Here is a 15,040-nt window from a genome sequence, read left to right as displayed (position 1 = left end):
CGACATCCCCACTCACCGAACCGGGGCAAAAAAGCCTCGATCCGACGAATGGGGCTGCCGGGGCCCAGACTTATCTAGTGCAGAACTCAGTTACCGCTAGAGTTCAGCGCTTCGGTCAGTGCAGCTTCCACTTCACTGGCGCTTACGCGCAGCGGCTTGTCAGCATCACGGCGACGCTTACGCTCGCTGTGGTAAGCCAAACCGGTACCGGCTGGGATCAGACGACCCACAACCACGTTTTCTTTCAGGCCGCGCAGGTAATCGCGCTTGCCGGTTACCGCTGCTTCGGTCAGTACGCGAGTGGTCTCCTGGAAGGAGGCCGCCGAGATGAACGACTCAGTGGACAACGACGCCTTGGTGATACCCAGCAGCACGCGGGTGAACTTGGAGACAAACTTGTCTTCCGCGCCCAGACGCTCGTTCTCTACCAGTACGTGAGTCAGTTCCATCTGGTCGCCCTTGATGAAACTGGAATCGCCGGATTCAGCGATTTCAACTTTACGCAGCATCTGACGCAGGATGGTCTCGATGTGCTTATCGTTGATCTTCACGCCTTGCAGGCGGTAAACGTCCTGGATCTCGTTAACGATGTACTTGGCCAGCGCACTCACACCCAGCAGACGCAGGATGTCGTGTGGATCGCTCGGGCCGTCGGAGATAACTTCGCCGCGGTTTACCTGTTCGCCTTCGAAGACGTTCAGGTGACGCCACTTCGGAATCAGCTCTTCGTACGGATCGGTACCGTCGTTCGGGGTAATGACCAGACGGCGCTTGCCCTTGGTCTCTTTACCGAACGCGATGGTGCCGCTGACTTCAGCCAGAATCGACGCTTCTTTCGGACGACGAGCTTCGAACAAGTCGGCAACACGCGGCAGACCACCGGTGATGTCACGGGTCTTCGAAGTTTCTTGCGGGATACGCGCGATAACATCACCGATCGCGATCTTCGCACCATCCGCTACACCGACCAGGGCGTTGGCTGGCAGGAAGTACTGAGCGATTACGTCAGTGCCTGGCAGCAACAAGTCCTTGCCGTTGTCATCGACCATCTTCACGGCAGGACGGATGTCTTTACCGGCAGCTGGACGATCTTTCGCGTCGAGTACTTCAATGTTGGTCATACCGGTCAATTCGTCAGTCTGACGCTTGATCGTGATGCCTTCTTCCATGCCCACGTAGGTCACGGTACCTTTCATTTCGGTAACGATTGGGTGAGTGTGCGGATCCCACTTGGCCACGATTGCGCCAGCGTCGACCTTGTCACCTTCTTTAACCGAAATCACAGCACCGTACGGCAGCTTGTAACGCTCGCGCTCACGACCGTAGTCATCAGCGATTGCCAGCTCACCGGAACGGGACACAGCAACCAGGTGGCCATCCACTCGCTCAACGTGTTTCAGGTTGTGCAGACGGACAGTACCGCCATTCTTCACCTGAACGCTGTCAGCTGCGGAGGTCCGGCTTGCCGCACCACCGATGTGGAACGTACGCATGGTCAGCTGGGTACCCGGCTCACCGATGGACTGGGCAGCGATAACGCCGACCGCTTCACCGATGTTCACCTGGTGACCACGAGCCAAGTCACGGCCGTAGCACTTGGCGCAAATGCCGTAGCGGGTTTCGCAGCTGATCGGCGAGCGAACGATCACTTCGTCGATGCTGTTGAGTTCGATGAACTCGACCCACTTCTCATCTACCAGCGTACCAGCAGGAACAATAACTTCCTCGGTGCCTGGCTTGAATACGTCACGGGCAATAACACGACCCAATACGCGCTCACCCAGTGGCTCTACAACGTCACCGCCTTCAATGTGCGGCGTCATCAGCAGGCCGTGCTCGGTACCGCAATCGATCTCGGTTACAACCAGATCTTGTGCAACGTCTACCAGACGACGCGTCAGGTAACCGGAGTTAGCGGTTTTCAACGCGGTATCCGCAAGACCTTTACGAGCACCGTGAGTCGAGATGAAGTACTGAAGTACGCTCAAACCTTCACGGAAGTTCGCAGTAATCGGCGTTTCGATGATGGAGCCGTCCGGCTTGGCCATCAGGCCACGCATACCGGCGAGCTGACGGATCTGCGCAGCAGAACCCCGTGCGCCCGAGTCGGCCATCATGTACATCGAGTTGAAGGACTCTTGATCGACTTCCACGCCGTGACGGTCGATAACCTTCTCTTTCGAGAGGTTGGCCATCATCGCCTTGGAAACTTCGTCGTTCGCCTTCGACCAAAGGTCGATCACTTTGTTGTACTTCTCGCCCTGGGTTACCAGGCCGGAGGCGTACTGGCTTTCGATCTCTTTCACTTCATCAGTAGCAGCATTGATGATGCGGGCTTTTTCATCAGGGATAACGAAGTCGTTAACACCGATGGAAACGCCGGAGATGGTCGAATAAGCAAAGCCGGTGTACATCAACTGGTCAGCGAAGATCACGGTCTCTTTCAAACCAACCACGCGGTAGCACTGGTTGATCAGCTTGGAGATCGCCTTTTTCTTCATCGGCAGGTTGACGACGTCGTACGACAGACCTTTTGGCACAACTTGATACAGCAGCGCACGGCCGACAGTAGTGTCGACAATACGGGTGCCGCTCACGCTGCCGCCATCACGGTCGTTGACGGTTTCGTTGATCCGCACCTTGACCTTGGCGTGCAGTGCGGCTTCGCCGGCACGGAACACACGGTCAACTTCTTGCAGGTCAGCGAACACACGACCTTCGCCCTTGGCGTTGATCGCTTCACGGGTCATGTAGTACAGACCCAATACAACGTCCTGCGACGGAACGATGATTGGCTCACCGTTGGCTGGCGACAGAATGTTGTTGGTCGACATCATCAACGCGCGCGCTTCCAACTGGGCTTCCAGTGTCAGCGGTACGTGCACGGCCATTTGGTCGCCGTCGAAGTCGGCGTTGTACGCAGCACAGACCAGAGGGTGCAGCTGGATAGCCTTACCTTCGATCAGTACCGGTTCAAACGCCTGGATACCCAGACGGTGAAGGGTCGGTGCACGGTTGAGGAGAACCGGGTGTTCGCGGATCACTTCAGCGAGAACGTCCCAAACCTCTGGCAGTTCGCGCTCGACCATTTTCTTGGCCGCTTTGATGGTGGTCGCGAGACCGCGCATTTCCAGCTTGCCGAAGATGAATGGCTTGAACAGCTCAAGTGCCATCTTCTTAGGCAGACCGCACTGGTGCAACCGCAGGGTCGGGCCTACGGTAATTACCGAACGACCGGAGTAGTCAACACGCTTACCGAGCAAGTTCTGACGGAAACGACCTTGCTTACCCTTGATCATGTCAGCCAGGGATTTCAGAGGGCGCTTGTTCGAACCGGTGATAGCGCGGCCACGACGACCGTTGTCGAGCAGGGCATCGACAGCTTCTTGCAACATACGCTTTTCGTTGCGCACGATGATGTCCGGAGCGGACAGATCAAGCAGGCGCTTCAAGCGGTTGTTACGGTTGATCACGCGACGGTACAGGTCGTTGAGGTCGGACGTCGCGAAGCGACCACCGTCCAACGGTACCAGCGGACGCAGGTCTGGCGGCAGAACCGGCAGAACGGTCAGCACCATCCACTCTGGCAGGTTGCCGGAACCCTGGAAGGCTTCCATCAACTTCAGACGCTTGGACAGCTTCTTGATCTTGGTTTCGGAGTTGGTTTGCGGAATCTCTTCACGCAGACGGCCAATCTCGTGTTCCAGGTCGATAGCGTGCAGCAGTTCGCGGACAGCTTCGGCACCCATGCGGGCATCGAAATCGTCACCGAACTCTTCCAGCGCTTCGAAGTACTGCTCGTCGTTCAGCAGCTGACCTTTTTCAAGGGTAGTCATGCCTGGATCGATAACGACATAGCTCTCGAAGTAGAGAACACGTTCGATATCACGCAGGGTCATGTCCATCAGCAAGCCGATACGGGACGGCAGCGATTTCAGGAACCAGATGTGGGCAACCGGCGAAGCCAGTTCGATGTGCGCCATGCGCTCACGACGAACCTTGGCCAGTGCAACTTCAACGCCGCACTTCTCGCAGATCACACCACGGTGCTTCAAGCGCTTGTACTTACCGCACAGGCACTCGTAATCCTTTACCGGGCCAAAGATCTTGGCGCAGAACAGGCCGTCGCGCTCAGGTTTGAACGTACGGTAGTTGATGGTTTCCGGCTTTTTAACTTCACCGAACGACCACGAACGGATCATCTCAGGCGATGCCAACCCAATACGGATGGCGTCGAACTCTTCGACTTGACCCTGGTTTTTCAGCAAATTCAGTAGGTCTTTCAAGGCCTTTCCTCCTGGCGGAGCAGAGAGCGGGCTAAACAGCCCCGCTCTCGATTCGCGTCACGTGTTATTCGGTTTCCAGATCGATATCGATGCCGAGGGAACGAATTTCTTTGATCAACACGTTGAAGGACTCGGGCATGCCCGGCTCCATACGGTGATCGCCGTCCACGATGTTTTTGTACATCTTGGTCCGACCGTTCACATCGTCCGACTTCACTGTGAGCATTTCTTGCAGAGTGTAAGCAGCACCGTATGCTTCCAGTGCCCAGACCTCCATCTCCCCGAAACGCTGACCACCGAACTGAGCCTTACCACCCAGCGGCTGCTGGGTAACGAGGCTGTACGAACCGGTAGAACGAGCGTGCATCTTGTCGTCTACCAAGTGGTTCAGCTTCAGCATGTACATGTAGCCAACAGTAACCGGGCGCTCGAACTTGTTGCCGGTACGACCGTCGAACAGCTGCATCTGGCCGCTTTCTGGCAGGTCTGCCAGTTTCAGCATGGCCTTGATTTCGCTTTCCTTGGCACCGTCGAACACCGGGGTAGCCATTGGAACGCCGCCGCGCAGGTTCTTCGCCAGATCCAGGATTTCCTGGTCGGAGAAGGTGTCCAGCTCTTCGTTGCGACCGCCGATCTCGTTGTAGATCTCGTGCAGGAACTTACGCAGGTCTGCGACCTTGCGCTGCTCTTCGATCATACGGTTGATCTTCTCGCCCAGACCTTTGGCCGCGAGGCCCAAGTGGGTTTCAAGGATCTGACCAACGTTCATACGCGAAGGTACGCCCAACGGGTTGAGGACGACGTCGACCGGGGTGCCATTGGCATCGTGCGGCATGTCTTCAACCGGCATGATCACGGAGACCACACCTTTGTTACCGTGACGACCGGCCATCTTGTCGCCCGGCTGGATGCGACGACGGATTGCCAGGTAAACCTTGACGATTTTCAGCACGCCTGGAGCCAGGTCATCGCCCTGCTGCAGTTTGCGCTTCTTGTCTTCAAACTTGTCGTCCAGCAGACGGCGACGATCAACGATGTAGGCCTGGGCCTTCTCGAGCTGCTCGTTCAGAGCATCTTCAGCCATACGCAGTTTGAACCACTGACCGTGCTCAAGACCGTCGAGAATTTCGTCGGTGATGTCCTGACCTTTCTTCAGACCTGCGCCGCCTTCAGCCTTGTGGCCTACCAGAGCGGAACGCAGACGTTCGAAGGTCGCGCCTTCAACGATACGGAACTCTTCGTTCAGGTCCTTGCGGATCTCGTCGAGCTGGGTCTTCTCGATGGACAGTGCACGAGCATCACGCTCAACGCCGTCACGGGTGAAGACCTGTACGTCGATGACAGTACCTTTGGTGCCAGTCGGCACGCGCAGGGAAGTGTCTTTAACGTCGCTGGCTTTTTCGCCGAAGATGGCACGCAGCAGTTTTTCTTCCGGAGTCAGTTGGGTCTCGCCTTTCGGAGTGACCTTACCGACCAGAATGTCGCCTGCGCCGACTTCAGCACCTACGTAAACGATACCGGCTTCGTCCAGTTTGTTCAGTGCAGCTTCACCCACGTTCGGGATGTCTGCAGTGATTTCCTCTGGCCCAAGCTTGGTGTCACGTGCCACACAGGTCAGTTCCTGAATGTGGATCGTGGTGAAACGGTCTTCTTGAACAACACGCTCGGACAGGCAGATGGAGTCTTCGAAGTTGAAGCCGTTCCATGCCATGAACGCGATGCGCATGTTCTGACCCAGTGCCAGTTCACCCATGTCGGTGGACGGGCCGTCGGCCATGATGTCGCTGCGCTGAACGCGATCACCCTTGCTCACCAGCGGACGCTGGTTGATGCAGGTGTTCTGGTTCGAGCGGGTGTATTTGGTCAGGTTGTAGATGTCGACACCGGCTTCGCCAGTTTCTACTTCGTCATCGGCAACACGAACCACGATACGGCTGGCGTCAACAGAGTCGATCACGCCACCACGACGAGCCACGACGCAAACGCCGGAGTCACGGGCTACGTTACGCTCCATGCCGGTACCTACCAGCGGCTTGTCAGCGCGCAGGGTCGGTACAGCTTGACGCTGCATGTTGGAACCCATCAACGCACGGTTGGCGTCATCGTGCTCCAGGAACGGGATCAGCGACGCAGCAACCGAAACTACCTGCTTCGGCGATACGTCCATCAAGGTGACGTCTTCCGGCGCCTTGACGGTGAACTCGTTCAAGTGACGAACAGCTACCAGCTCGTCGATCAGGACTTTCTTGTCGTTCATCGTGGCCGAAGCCTGAGCGATCACGTGATCAGCTTCTTCGATGGCGGACAGGAACACGATCTCGTCGGTGACCAGAGCGTCTTTCACCACACGGTACGGGCTCTCGAGGAAGCCGTACTGGTTGGTGCGCGCATAAGCGGCCAGGGAGTTGATCAGACCGATGTTCGGACCTTCCGGCGTTTCGATCGGGCAAACACGACCGTAGTGCGTCGGGTGTACGTCACGAACCTCAAAGCCAGCACGCTCACGGGTCAGACCGCCCGGGCCCAGTGCAGAAACACGGCGCTTGTGGGTGATCTCGGAGAGCGGGTTGTTCTGGTCCATGAACTGGGAAAGCTGGCTGGAACCGAAGAACTCTTTCACCGCCGCAGCCACTGGCTTGGCGTTGATCAGGTCTTGCGGCATCAGGCCTTCGCTTTCTGCCATCGACAGACGCTCTTTGACCGCACGCTCAACACGTACCAGGCCAACGCGGAACTGGTTCTCGGCCATTTCGCCTACGCAGCGAACACGACGGTTACCCAGGTGGTCGATGTCATCGACGATGCCTTTGCCGTTACGGATGTCGACCAGGGTCTTCAATACCGCGACGATGTCTTCCTTGCACAGCACGCCCGAACCTTCGATCTCGGTACGACCGATACGACGGTTGAACTTCATCCGGCCGACCGCAGACAGGTCATAGCGCTCAGGGCTGAAGAACAGGTTGTTGAACAGGGTCTCGGCAGCGTCTTTGGTAGGTGGCTCACCAGGACGCATCATGCGATAGATCTCGACCAGCGCTTCCAATTGGTTGCTGGTGGAGTCGATCTTCAGCGTGTCGGAGATGAACGGACCGCAGTCGATGTCGTTGGTGTACAGGGTCTCGATGCGAACGACCTGAGCCTTGGCGATCTTGGCCAGGATCTCGGTGTTCAGCTCGGTGTTGCACTCAGCCAGGATTTCGCCTGTAGCCGGGTGAACGATGACCTTGGCGGTCGTGCGGCCCAGGACGTAGTCCAGAGGCACTTCCAGCTCTTTGATACCGGCTTTTTCGATCTGGTTGATGTGGCGCGCAGTGATACGACGGCCAGCTTCAACAATGACCTTGCCTTTTTCATCCTGGATGTCCAGGACGGCAATTTCACCACGCAGACGCGAAGCGATCAGCTCCAGCTTGAGGGTTTCATCCTTCAGGCTGAATACGTTGGTGGTGTAGAAGGCATCCAGCACTTGCTCAGTGGTGTAACCGAGCGCGCGCAGCAGTACCGAGGCCGGCAGCTTACGACGACGGTCGATACGCACGAACACGCAGTCTTTCGGATCGAACTCGAAGTCCAACCACGAACCGCGGTACGGAATGATCCGCGCGGAGTACAGGAGTTTGCCGGAGCTGTGCGTCTTGCCGCGGTCGTGGTCGAAGAACACGCCCGGGGAACGGTGCAGCTGGGAAACGATCACACGCTCGGTACCGTTGATAACGAAGGTACCGTTCTCGGTCATCAATGGGATTTCGCCCATGTAGACTTCTTGCTCTTTGATGTCCTTGATCGCTTTGTTCGACGATTCTTTGTCGAAAATGATCAGGCGCACTTTTACCCGCAAAGGTACGGCGTAAGTAACACCGCGCAACACGCATTCTTTGACATCAAATGCCGGTTCGCCCAGGCGATAACCGACGTACTCCAGCGCAGCATTGCCGGAGTAGCTGATGATCGGGAAAACGGATTTGAAGGCCGCATGCAGGCCCACGTCGCGGAACTGATCTTTGGTCGCTCCCGCCTGCAAGAATTCACGATACGAATCCAGCTGGATAGCCAGAAGGTACGGGACATCCATGACGTCCGGCAACTTGCTAAAGTCCTTGCGGATACGTTTTTTCTCAGTATATGAGTAAGCCATCAGCGTTCCCCAGCTTGGTCACCTGCTTGTTTGGCCCTCCCGACGGGAGCAGCCAGAAAATCTTGCAAACCCCATGGTTTGCACCACCGCATCGGGTGGCTACAGCGCGTTAATGGCGGCGACCGAGTCGACAGCCAAGAACGGAAAAAGGCCGGTGGCAAGAGCCACCAGCCATCAGCCTTCAGCTTAACGCTTGGGCTGGAGACGCAAGGTCGATGCTTACTTCAGCTCGACTTTAGCGCCTGCTTCTTCCAGTACTGCTTTGGCTTTGTCAGCTGCGTCTTTCGACACTGCTTCCAGAACCTGGGCAGGAGCGCCGTCAACTACAGCCTTGGCTTCTTTCAGGCCCAGACCGGTCAGTTCACGTACTGCCTTGATCACGTTTACTTTCTTCTCGCCAGCTTCCAGCAGCATGACGTTGAATTCGGTTTGCTCTTCAGCAGCAACAGCAGCAACAGCTGGGCCAGCGGAAGCAGCGGCAGCGGAAACGCCGAATTTTTCTTCGAAAGCTTTGATCAGCTCAACAACCTGCAGAACCGACATTTCAGCTACGGCGTTGAGGATATCGTCTTGGGAGATAGACATTGCTGTATTTCCTGAATTGGGGGACGGCCTACGCGGCCATCGAAATAAACAAAAATACGCGAGAGAAGTTGCTCAGCCTTAGGCTGCGGCAGCTTCTTTTTGCTCGCGAACTGCAGCCAGAGTACGAGCCAGCTTGCTGGTAGCGCCTTGAATCACGCTCATCAGCTGCGAAATGGCTTCGTCGCGGGTCGGCAGTGTTGCCAGTACGTCGATTTGGTTAGCTGCGAGGAACTTGCCCTCGAACGCAGCTGCCTTGATCTCGAACTTATCCTGACTCTTGGCGAATTCTTTGAACAAACGGGCAGCAGCGCCTGGATGTTCTTTGGAGAACGCGATCAGAGTCGGGCCGGTGAACACGTCGTTGAGGACACTGTATTCAGTGTCAGCAACAGCGCGCTTGAGCAGGGTGTTACGTACAACACGTACGTACACGCCAGCTTCACGAGCCTCTTTACGGAGTCCGGTCATAGCGCCTACTGTCACACCACGGGCATCAGCCACGACAGCGGACAGAGCAGCTTTGGCAGCCTCGTTGACTTCAGCGACGATGGCCTTCTTGTCTTCGAGATTAATTGCCACGGGTTTAACTCCTGCTTGTTACCGTTTCATCTGGCCGGAGCCGGATGTCGTTTTGGTGTCTGATTCGGTAAGGAACCGGGAGCACCATCTGCGTAGGCTTGTGGTTTAAGACTTGCGTCGCCTACGGTCTTGGATAGCCCCCGCCAGGCAGGGACCCCAATTTTTTCAATTGACGCGATCTCTCGCGTCAACTTGTGTCTTATACGTCCAGCGAGCCTTGGTCGATGACCAGACCTGGGCCCATAGTGGTGCTCAGGGTAACGCGCTTGACGTAGATACCTTTCGAGGAAGCTGGCTTGATACGCTTTAGATCAGCGATCAGGGCTTCAACGTTTTCCTTCAGCTTGACGGCATCGAAGCCGACTTTGCCAACGGAAGTGTGAATGATGCCGTTTTTGTCGGTGCGATAACGAACCTGACCCGCCTTGGCGTTTTTAACCGCGGTGGCTACGTCTGGGGTTACGGTGCCGACTTTAGGGTTAGGCATCAGACCACGTGGACCGAGGATCTGACCCAACTGACCTACAACGCGCATTGCATCCGGAGAAGCAATAACGACGTCATAGTTCAGGTCGCCGCCTTTCATTTCGGCAGCCAGGTCGTCCATGCCAACGCGATCAGCGCCAGCGGCCAGAGCAGCTTCAGCTGCCGGGCCTTGGGTGAAGACAGCTACACGTACAGTCTTGCCAGTACCGTGTGGCAGCACAGTTGCGCTACGAACGACCTGGTCGGATTTACGTGGGTCAACACCCAGGTTTACAGCAACGTCTACGGACTCGCTGAACTTGACAGTCGACAGCTCAGCCAGCAGGGCAGCGGCGTCTACAAAGTTGTAGGCCTTGCCTGCTTCGATTTTGCCGGCGATAGCCTTTTGACGCTTGGTCAGCTTAGCCATTACACACCCTCCACGTTAAGGCCCATGCTACGAGCAGAACCGGCGATGGTACGCACGGCTGCATCCATATCAGCTGCAGTCAGATCCGCGTTTTTGGTTTTCGCGATTTCTTCCAGCTGAGCACGAGTTACGGTGCCAACCTTAACGGTGTTCGGACGAGCGGAACCGCTAGTCAGACCAGCAGCTTTCTTCAACAGAACCGAAGCCGGGGTCGACTTGGTTTCGAAGGTGAAGCTACGGTCGCTGTATACAGTGATGATCACTGGAGTCGGCAGACCTGGCTCAAGACCCTGAGTACGGGCGTTGAAGGCCTTGCAGAATTCCATGATGTTCACGCCGTGCTGACCCAGAGCTGGACCGACGGGTGGGCTAGGGTTGGCCTGAGCGGCCTTCACTTGCAGCTTGATGTAAGCGGTAATCTTCTTGGCCATGAGGCACTCCAATTACGGGTTCAAACGCCTCGAAAGGCTCCCCGGTTACTTGCGCGTTTATCCCAGTGACGACAAAACCCCACAGCCTAAGGCTGCGGGGTTGGGATGCTTGCTCAGCTAGACCTTCTCGACCTGGCTGAACTCCAACTCTACCGGAGTAGAGCGACCGAAAATGAGCACTGCCACTTGGATCCGGCTCTTTTCGTAGTTAACTTCTTCGACAGTTCCGTTGAAATCAGCAAACGGACCATCTGTGACACGAACAACCTCACCCGGCTCGAACAACGTCTTCGGCTTAGGCTTGTCGCTACCATCAGCAACGCGGCGCAGAATCGCTTCTGCTTCTTTGTCAGTGATAGGAGCAGGCTTATCAGCGGTACCGCCGATGAAACCCATGACACGAGGGGTATCCTTGACCAAGTGCCAAGTACCTTCATTCATGTCCATCTGAACCAGCACATAACCAGGGAAGAACTTGCGTTCGCTTTTGCGCTTCTGGCCATTCCGCATTTCAACCACTTCTTCAGTGGGAACCAGAATTTCGCCGAAGCCATCTTCCATGCCTGCCAGCTTTACGCGCTCTAGCAAAGAGCGCATAACATGCTTCTCGTAACCCGAGTAAGCATGCACAACGTACCAACGCTTAGCCACGGGACACCCTTAGCCAACAATCAAGGAAACAAGCCAGCCGAGCAGGGAATCAAGCCCCCACAACAGCAACGCCATAACCAGAACAACAGCCACAACGATCAACGTGGTCTGCGTGGTTTCTTGGCGAGTCGGCCAAACGACTTTACGGATTTCGGTGCGAGCTTCCTTTACCAGGACCGCGAAAGACTTGCCTTTAGCAGTCTGCAGGCCTACAAAGGCAGCTACAGCAGCAAGGGCAAGCAAAGCGAGGACGCGGTACAGGATCGGCGAAGCAGAATAGTACTGATTGCCAACAACGCCTACGACCACCAAGGCAACTACAGCGAGCCACTTGACCAGATCGAAACGAGAGCTTTGAGCTTCAGCCTTAGGAGTCATCTATGAAGATCCTGTGAAAAGAAAGCCAGATACACCACGTGAATCTGGCAGGTCAGGAGGGAATCGAACCCCCAACCTACGGTTTTGGAGACCGTCGCTCTGCCAATTGAGCTACTGACCTAAAACAAAATCAGGCCGACCATTATGCAGGCCTGAAAAAGACTTTACAACAACCAACCCCACTAGACTTGAAATCACCCGACGATAAAGCCAGACGCAACACCAACAAGCCGAGGCAGCTGTTAAAACAAAGGCAGATATTTTCATATCTGCCTTGTTATATGGAGCTCTTGAGCGGATTTGAACCGCTGACCTCACCCTTACCAAGGGTGTGCTCTACCAACTGAGCTACAAGAGCAAAACACCTTGCACAACCTGCAAACTTGGAGCGGGTAGCGGGAATCGAACCCGCATCATCAGCTTGGAAGGCTGAGGTTCTACCACTAAACTATACCCGCGGAGCTTGCAGCTCACGCTAAAAATGGTGGAGGGGGAAGGATTCGAACCTTCGAAGTCGTAGACGTCAGATTTACAGTCTGATCCCTTTGGCCGCTCGGGAACCCCTCCTAAGCGAGCCGGCATTTTACATTACGCCGACCTTCTGTCAAGCATTTTCTCATTTAAAAATATGAGGTTAGCTGCGTTGACCTTCGCTTCACACTGTAGGCCTTAAAGGTCTTCACTGCGAAGCGGGCGCCATTCTATGCAAACTATTCGAGAGATGCAACGCCTTCGCACAACATTATTTTATGTTTTAACTCATTGAATTCCTTAGCAAGGTTTTCAAATGGCAGATCCTCAGCCAGGCGTCGGCTTTCAGGGGCTACGCGCAGCCAATAGCCAGAGGCTTCAGCACTATTGAGCAATTGGACCTTGACCCTTATATCCAGGCTTGTGAGGCGCTGCTCAACTGACTGCGCCTGCCGCTGGTCCGCAAAACCACCGATGTACAAACACATATTCTGCGCCTCAGATGCTTTTGCACGATCTCTGCGCGTCACCGCATCAGACGACTCACTGAGCAAGCGAATGTCCTGTTGCGACCCCTTGTAAAGACTCAGAGGCGTGACATCTTTGGCGCGCAACGGTGCTTCTTGCTGATGCCAGATGTAGTAGAAGGCGTTGAGAACAAGTAAAAGCAAAAACAACCAACGCATAATCACCTCAGGACAAAGGACAAGCCATCGCCAAACCGACAAAAACCAAATCTGGAACGAGTCGGGCCTGCGGCACCGCATCTGCCACCAAATCGGCGTCCCCTCCCGTAAGGAATACAGTGAAGTCATCACCCCAGTAGCTTCGCGCCAGCTCTAACTGAGTGAGTACAAACCCTCGGAGCATAAGCGTACAACCTCGTTCCACCGCCTCTACGGTCGTACGACCTGGAGAGAGACGCTCCAGCGCCCTTTCAGCGGCGGCATCGTCGTACCGTATCTTACGTGTATGAGTTCGCAGCTGATTGCGCATGAGTGGCATACCTGGACAGATGAAACCACCGATGTGTTCACCATCCGCTGCGATGAAATCCGCCGTGGCTGCCGTGCCGAAATCGAGCACCAGGCAAGCACCGCGCGCCAACTTGAACCCACCCAGCATTGCCAGCCAACGATCAAGGCCCAAACGCTCAAAATCTTCGTAGCCGTTACGCACTCCAGCCATCGCGCGCGCGGGAGCCGCACAGGAGACAGCAACTCCGAAAGCCTCATGCAGGGCCGCAACCAGCTTGCTTGTTTCTTCCAGGGCACGAACGCTCACCAGCCGGCAACGCGTCAGCAACAAACCGGGAAGCGCCATGAGGCTTTCAATCAAAGCCAGATCCGAACCAACAATCCCTTCCGAAGAGGCGTGAGCACTGTCGGCATCCAGTACACGCCATTTGATAAAGCTATTCCCACAGTCGAGCTCAAGAATCATCACGCAACCTCAGGCTTAACTCACCGCCACTGTATATTTTCTCAACACCATCGACGCTCAAGCGCAGCGCCCCCTGGTGGTCTACACCCAGTACAACGCCATCGACTTGGCTGATACCCGCGATAAGCGACACCGGCCGCCCTTGCCAGGCGTGATTCTGCTCCCACTCATCTTTGAGTGCGACAAAACCACCCTCCCGGTGCCGTTCAAGGTAGCGTTGCAGCTGGAACCCCAACTGCGCCACCATCGTATTACGATCCACCGGAGAACCCGTCTGCAGCTGTACCGAAGTCCATTGCTGGTCCACCTCGTCAGCCCTTTGCATATTCACGTTGATGCCTATTCCAAGGACAACGTGACAGATATCCGCAGGGTCTCCTACCAACTCCAGCAAAATCCCGGCAATTTTCTTCTGCCCTACCAGAACGTCGTTTGGCCACTTCAGACTAACGTCCTGCACACCCGACTCGCGCAAGGTCTGCATGACCGCCAAGCCCACAACCAAGCTCAGCCCCTCCAACTGCCGAAGGCCCGAGTCGATGCGCAATACGAGGCTGTAATACACATTTTGTGCGAATGGACTAACCCACTTCCGCCCTCTCCTACCCCGGCCGGCCGTTTGCTGCTCCGCAAGCACCAGGAGCGGCGCCGCGCAACCGGCATCAACAAGGCGCAAGGCTTCGGCATTAGTGGAGTCAACGGAGTCAGAGATATGAATGGGCCACGCCAGGGAGGGCGCATTCAACGCAATATCTTCAGCAGTCAAGAACACCAACGGTGACGCCAACTGATACCCCTTACCTCGCACCTTATGGAGGGGCAGATTGAGCTCTGCTTCCAGATGCTGGAGTTGCTTCCAGACAGCGCTGCGGCTGACTCCCAGGGCGGCACCAAGCGCTTCACCCGAGTGGAATCGACCATCTTTCAGAAGTTTTAACAGCGTCAGCATGCAAATATCGCCTCACAATGAGGCACGCATAATAGCCATGCGCAGAGTCATTGCATAGAAACGCAGGACCTTAGCACTGAAGGTCGTCGAAATGGCCGCCTTTGTGTTTTTCGATCGCCCAAAACAAAACCCCATCTGCTTTCGCAAATGGGGTTTCGGAATTTAATCTTGACGATGACCTACTCTCACATGGGGAAACCCCACACTACCATCGGCGATGCATCGTTTCACTGC

At 55.7% G+C, this 15,040-nt stretch carries 11 protein-coding genes and 4 tRNA genes; all 15 read right to left on the bottom strand.

The genetic code is table 11. The features are described from left to right. Nucleotides 1–86 precede the first annotated feature (86 nt). Nucleotides 87–4,286, bottom strand: coding sequence for a DNA-directed RNA polymerase subunit beta' (rpoC, locus tag ACP7EW_RS26050; RefSeq protein WP_016977596.1), 4,200 nt, complete (start codon nucleotides 4,284–4,286; stop codon nucleotides 87–89). Nucleotides 4,287–4,350: 64 nt separating this feature from the next. Then, entirely contained in the window at nucleotides 4,351–8,424 is a 4,074-nt protein-coding gene (gene rpoB, locus ACP7EW_RS26045) for a DNA-directed RNA polymerase subunit beta (RefSeq protein ID WP_019819139.1), read from the bottom strand. Nucleotides 8,425–8,643: 219 nt separating this feature from the next. Next, nucleotides 8,644–9,009: a 50S ribosomal protein L7/L12 gene (gene rplL / locus ACP7EW_RS26040; protein WP_003210093.1), complete on the bottom strand. Its 366-nt coding sequence runs from the start codon at nucleotides 9,007–9,009 to the stop codon at nucleotides 8,644–8,646. A 78-nt stretch (nucleotides 9,010–9,087) separates the two neighbouring features. Then, nucleotides 9,088–9,588, bottom strand: coding sequence for a 50S ribosomal protein L10 (gene rplJ / locus ACP7EW_RS26035; protein WP_016969477.1), 501 nt, complete (start codon nucleotides 9,586–9,588; stop codon nucleotides 9,088–9,090). A gap of 199 nt (nucleotides 9,589–9,787) precedes the next feature. Beyond that, nucleotides 9,788–10,483: a 50S ribosomal protein L1 gene (rplA, locus tag ACP7EW_RS26030; RefSeq protein WP_033900028.1), complete on the bottom strand. Its 696-nt coding sequence runs from the start codon at nucleotides 10,481–10,483 to the stop codon at nucleotides 9,788–9,790. Then, nucleotides 10,483–10,914, bottom strand: coding sequence for a 50S ribosomal protein L11 (gene rplK / locus ACP7EW_RS26025; RefSeq protein WP_003176435.1), 432 nt, complete (start codon nucleotides 10,912–10,914; stop codon nucleotides 10,483–10,485). The genes rplA and rplK overlap by 1 nt, the downstream gene beginning before the upstream one ends. Nucleotides 10,915–11,031: 117 nt before the next feature. After that, nucleotides 11,032–11,565 (bottom strand): transcription termination/antitermination protein NusG, encoded by a 534-nt coding sequence (nusG, locus tag ACP7EW_RS26020; RefSeq protein ID WP_003176436.1) that lies wholly within the window; start codon nucleotides 11,563–11,565, stop codon nucleotides 11,032–11,034. A 9-nt stretch (nucleotides 11,566–11,574) separates the two neighbouring features. Continuing rightward, nucleotides 11,575–11,943, bottom strand: coding sequence for a preprotein translocase subunit SecE (gene secE, locus ACP7EW_RS26015; RefSeq protein ID WP_003194658.1), 369 nt, complete (start codon nucleotides 11,941–11,943; stop codon nucleotides 11,575–11,577). Between the two features lie 45 nt (nucleotides 11,944–11,988). Beyond that, nucleotides 11,989–12,064 (bottom strand) — tRNA-Trp (locus ACP7EW_RS26010). Between the two features lie 161 nt (nucleotides 12,065–12,225). Continuing rightward, nucleotides 12,226–12,301, bottom strand: a tRNA-Thr gene (locus tag ACP7EW_RS26005). A gap of 26 nt (nucleotides 12,302–12,327) precedes the next feature. Beyond that, a tRNA-Gly gene (locus ACP7EW_RS26000) sits at nucleotides 12,328–12,401 on the bottom strand. Nucleotides 12,402–12,425: 24 nt separating this feature from the next. Further along, nucleotides 12,426–12,510: transfer RNA gene (locus ACP7EW_RS25995), tRNA-Tyr, on the bottom strand. A gap of 143 nt (nucleotides 12,511–12,653) precedes the next feature. After that, nucleotides 12,654–13,100: a hypothetical protein gene (locus ACP7EW_RS25990; protein WP_426220923.1), complete on the bottom strand. Its 447-nt coding sequence runs from the start codon at nucleotides 13,098–13,100 to the stop codon at nucleotides 12,654–12,656. A 7-nt stretch (nucleotides 13,101–13,107) separates the two neighbouring features. Beyond that, nucleotides 13,108–13,857: a pantothenate kinase gene (locus ACP7EW_RS25985; protein WP_426220921.1), complete on the bottom strand. Its 750-nt coding sequence runs from the start codon at nucleotides 13,855–13,857 to the stop codon at nucleotides 13,108–13,110. Further along, nucleotides 13,847–14,806: a bifunctional biotin--[acetyl-CoA-carboxylase] ligase/biotin operon repressor BirA gene (gene birA, locus ACP7EW_RS25980; protein ID WP_426220919.1), complete on the bottom strand. Its 960-nt coding sequence runs from the start codon at nucleotides 14,804–14,806 to the stop codon at nucleotides 13,847–13,849. The genes ACP7EW_RS25985 and birA overlap by 11 nt, the downstream gene beginning before the upstream one ends. Between the last annotated feature and the right edge of the window lie 234 nt (nucleotides 14,807–15,040).

The organism is Pseudomonas sp. DWRC2-2, from assembly GCF_049897885.1.
In the GTDB taxonomy this organism is placed as follows: Bacteria; Pseudomonadota; Gammaproteobacteria; order Pseudomonadales; family Pseudomonadaceae; genus Aquipseudomonas; species Aquipseudomonas azotoformans_A.
Note: the sequence above shows the minus strand (reverse complement) of the source record. Positions and strands in the feature narration are given on the sequence as shown.

Bases quoted from the DNA above. Each gene is read 5' to 3' on its own strand.
- rplL (WP_003210093.1), bottom strand. From the start codon at position 9,009: ATGTCTATCTCCCAAGACGATATCCTCAACGCCGTAGCTGAAATGTCG.
- birA (WP_426220919.1), bottom strand. From the start codon at position 14,806: ATGCTGACGCTGTTAAAACTTCTGAAAGATGGTCGATTCCACTCGGGT.
- rplA (WP_033900028.1), bottom strand. From the start codon at position 10,483: ATGGCTAAGCTGACCAAGCGTCAAAAGGCTATCGCCGGCAAAATCGAA.
- secE (WP_003194658.1), bottom strand. From the start codon at position 11,943: ATGACTCCTAAGGCTGAAGCTCAAAGCTCTCGTTTCGATCTGGTCAAG.
- ACP7EW_RS25990 (WP_426220923.1), bottom strand. From the start codon at position 13,100: ATGCGTTGGTTGTTTTTGCTTTTACTTGTTCTCAACGCCTTCTACTAC.
- rpoB (WP_019819139.1), bottom strand. From the start codon at position 8,424: ATGGCTTACTCATATACTGAGAAAAAACGTATCCGCAAGGACTTTAGC.
- rplK (WP_003176435.1), bottom strand. From the start codon at position 10,914: ATGGCCAAGAAGATTACCGCTTACATCAAGCTGCAAGTGAAGGCCGCT.
- ACP7EW_RS25985 (WP_426220921.1), bottom strand. From the start codon at position 13,857: ATGATTCTTGAGCTCGACTGTGGGAATAGCTTTATCAAATGGCGTGTA.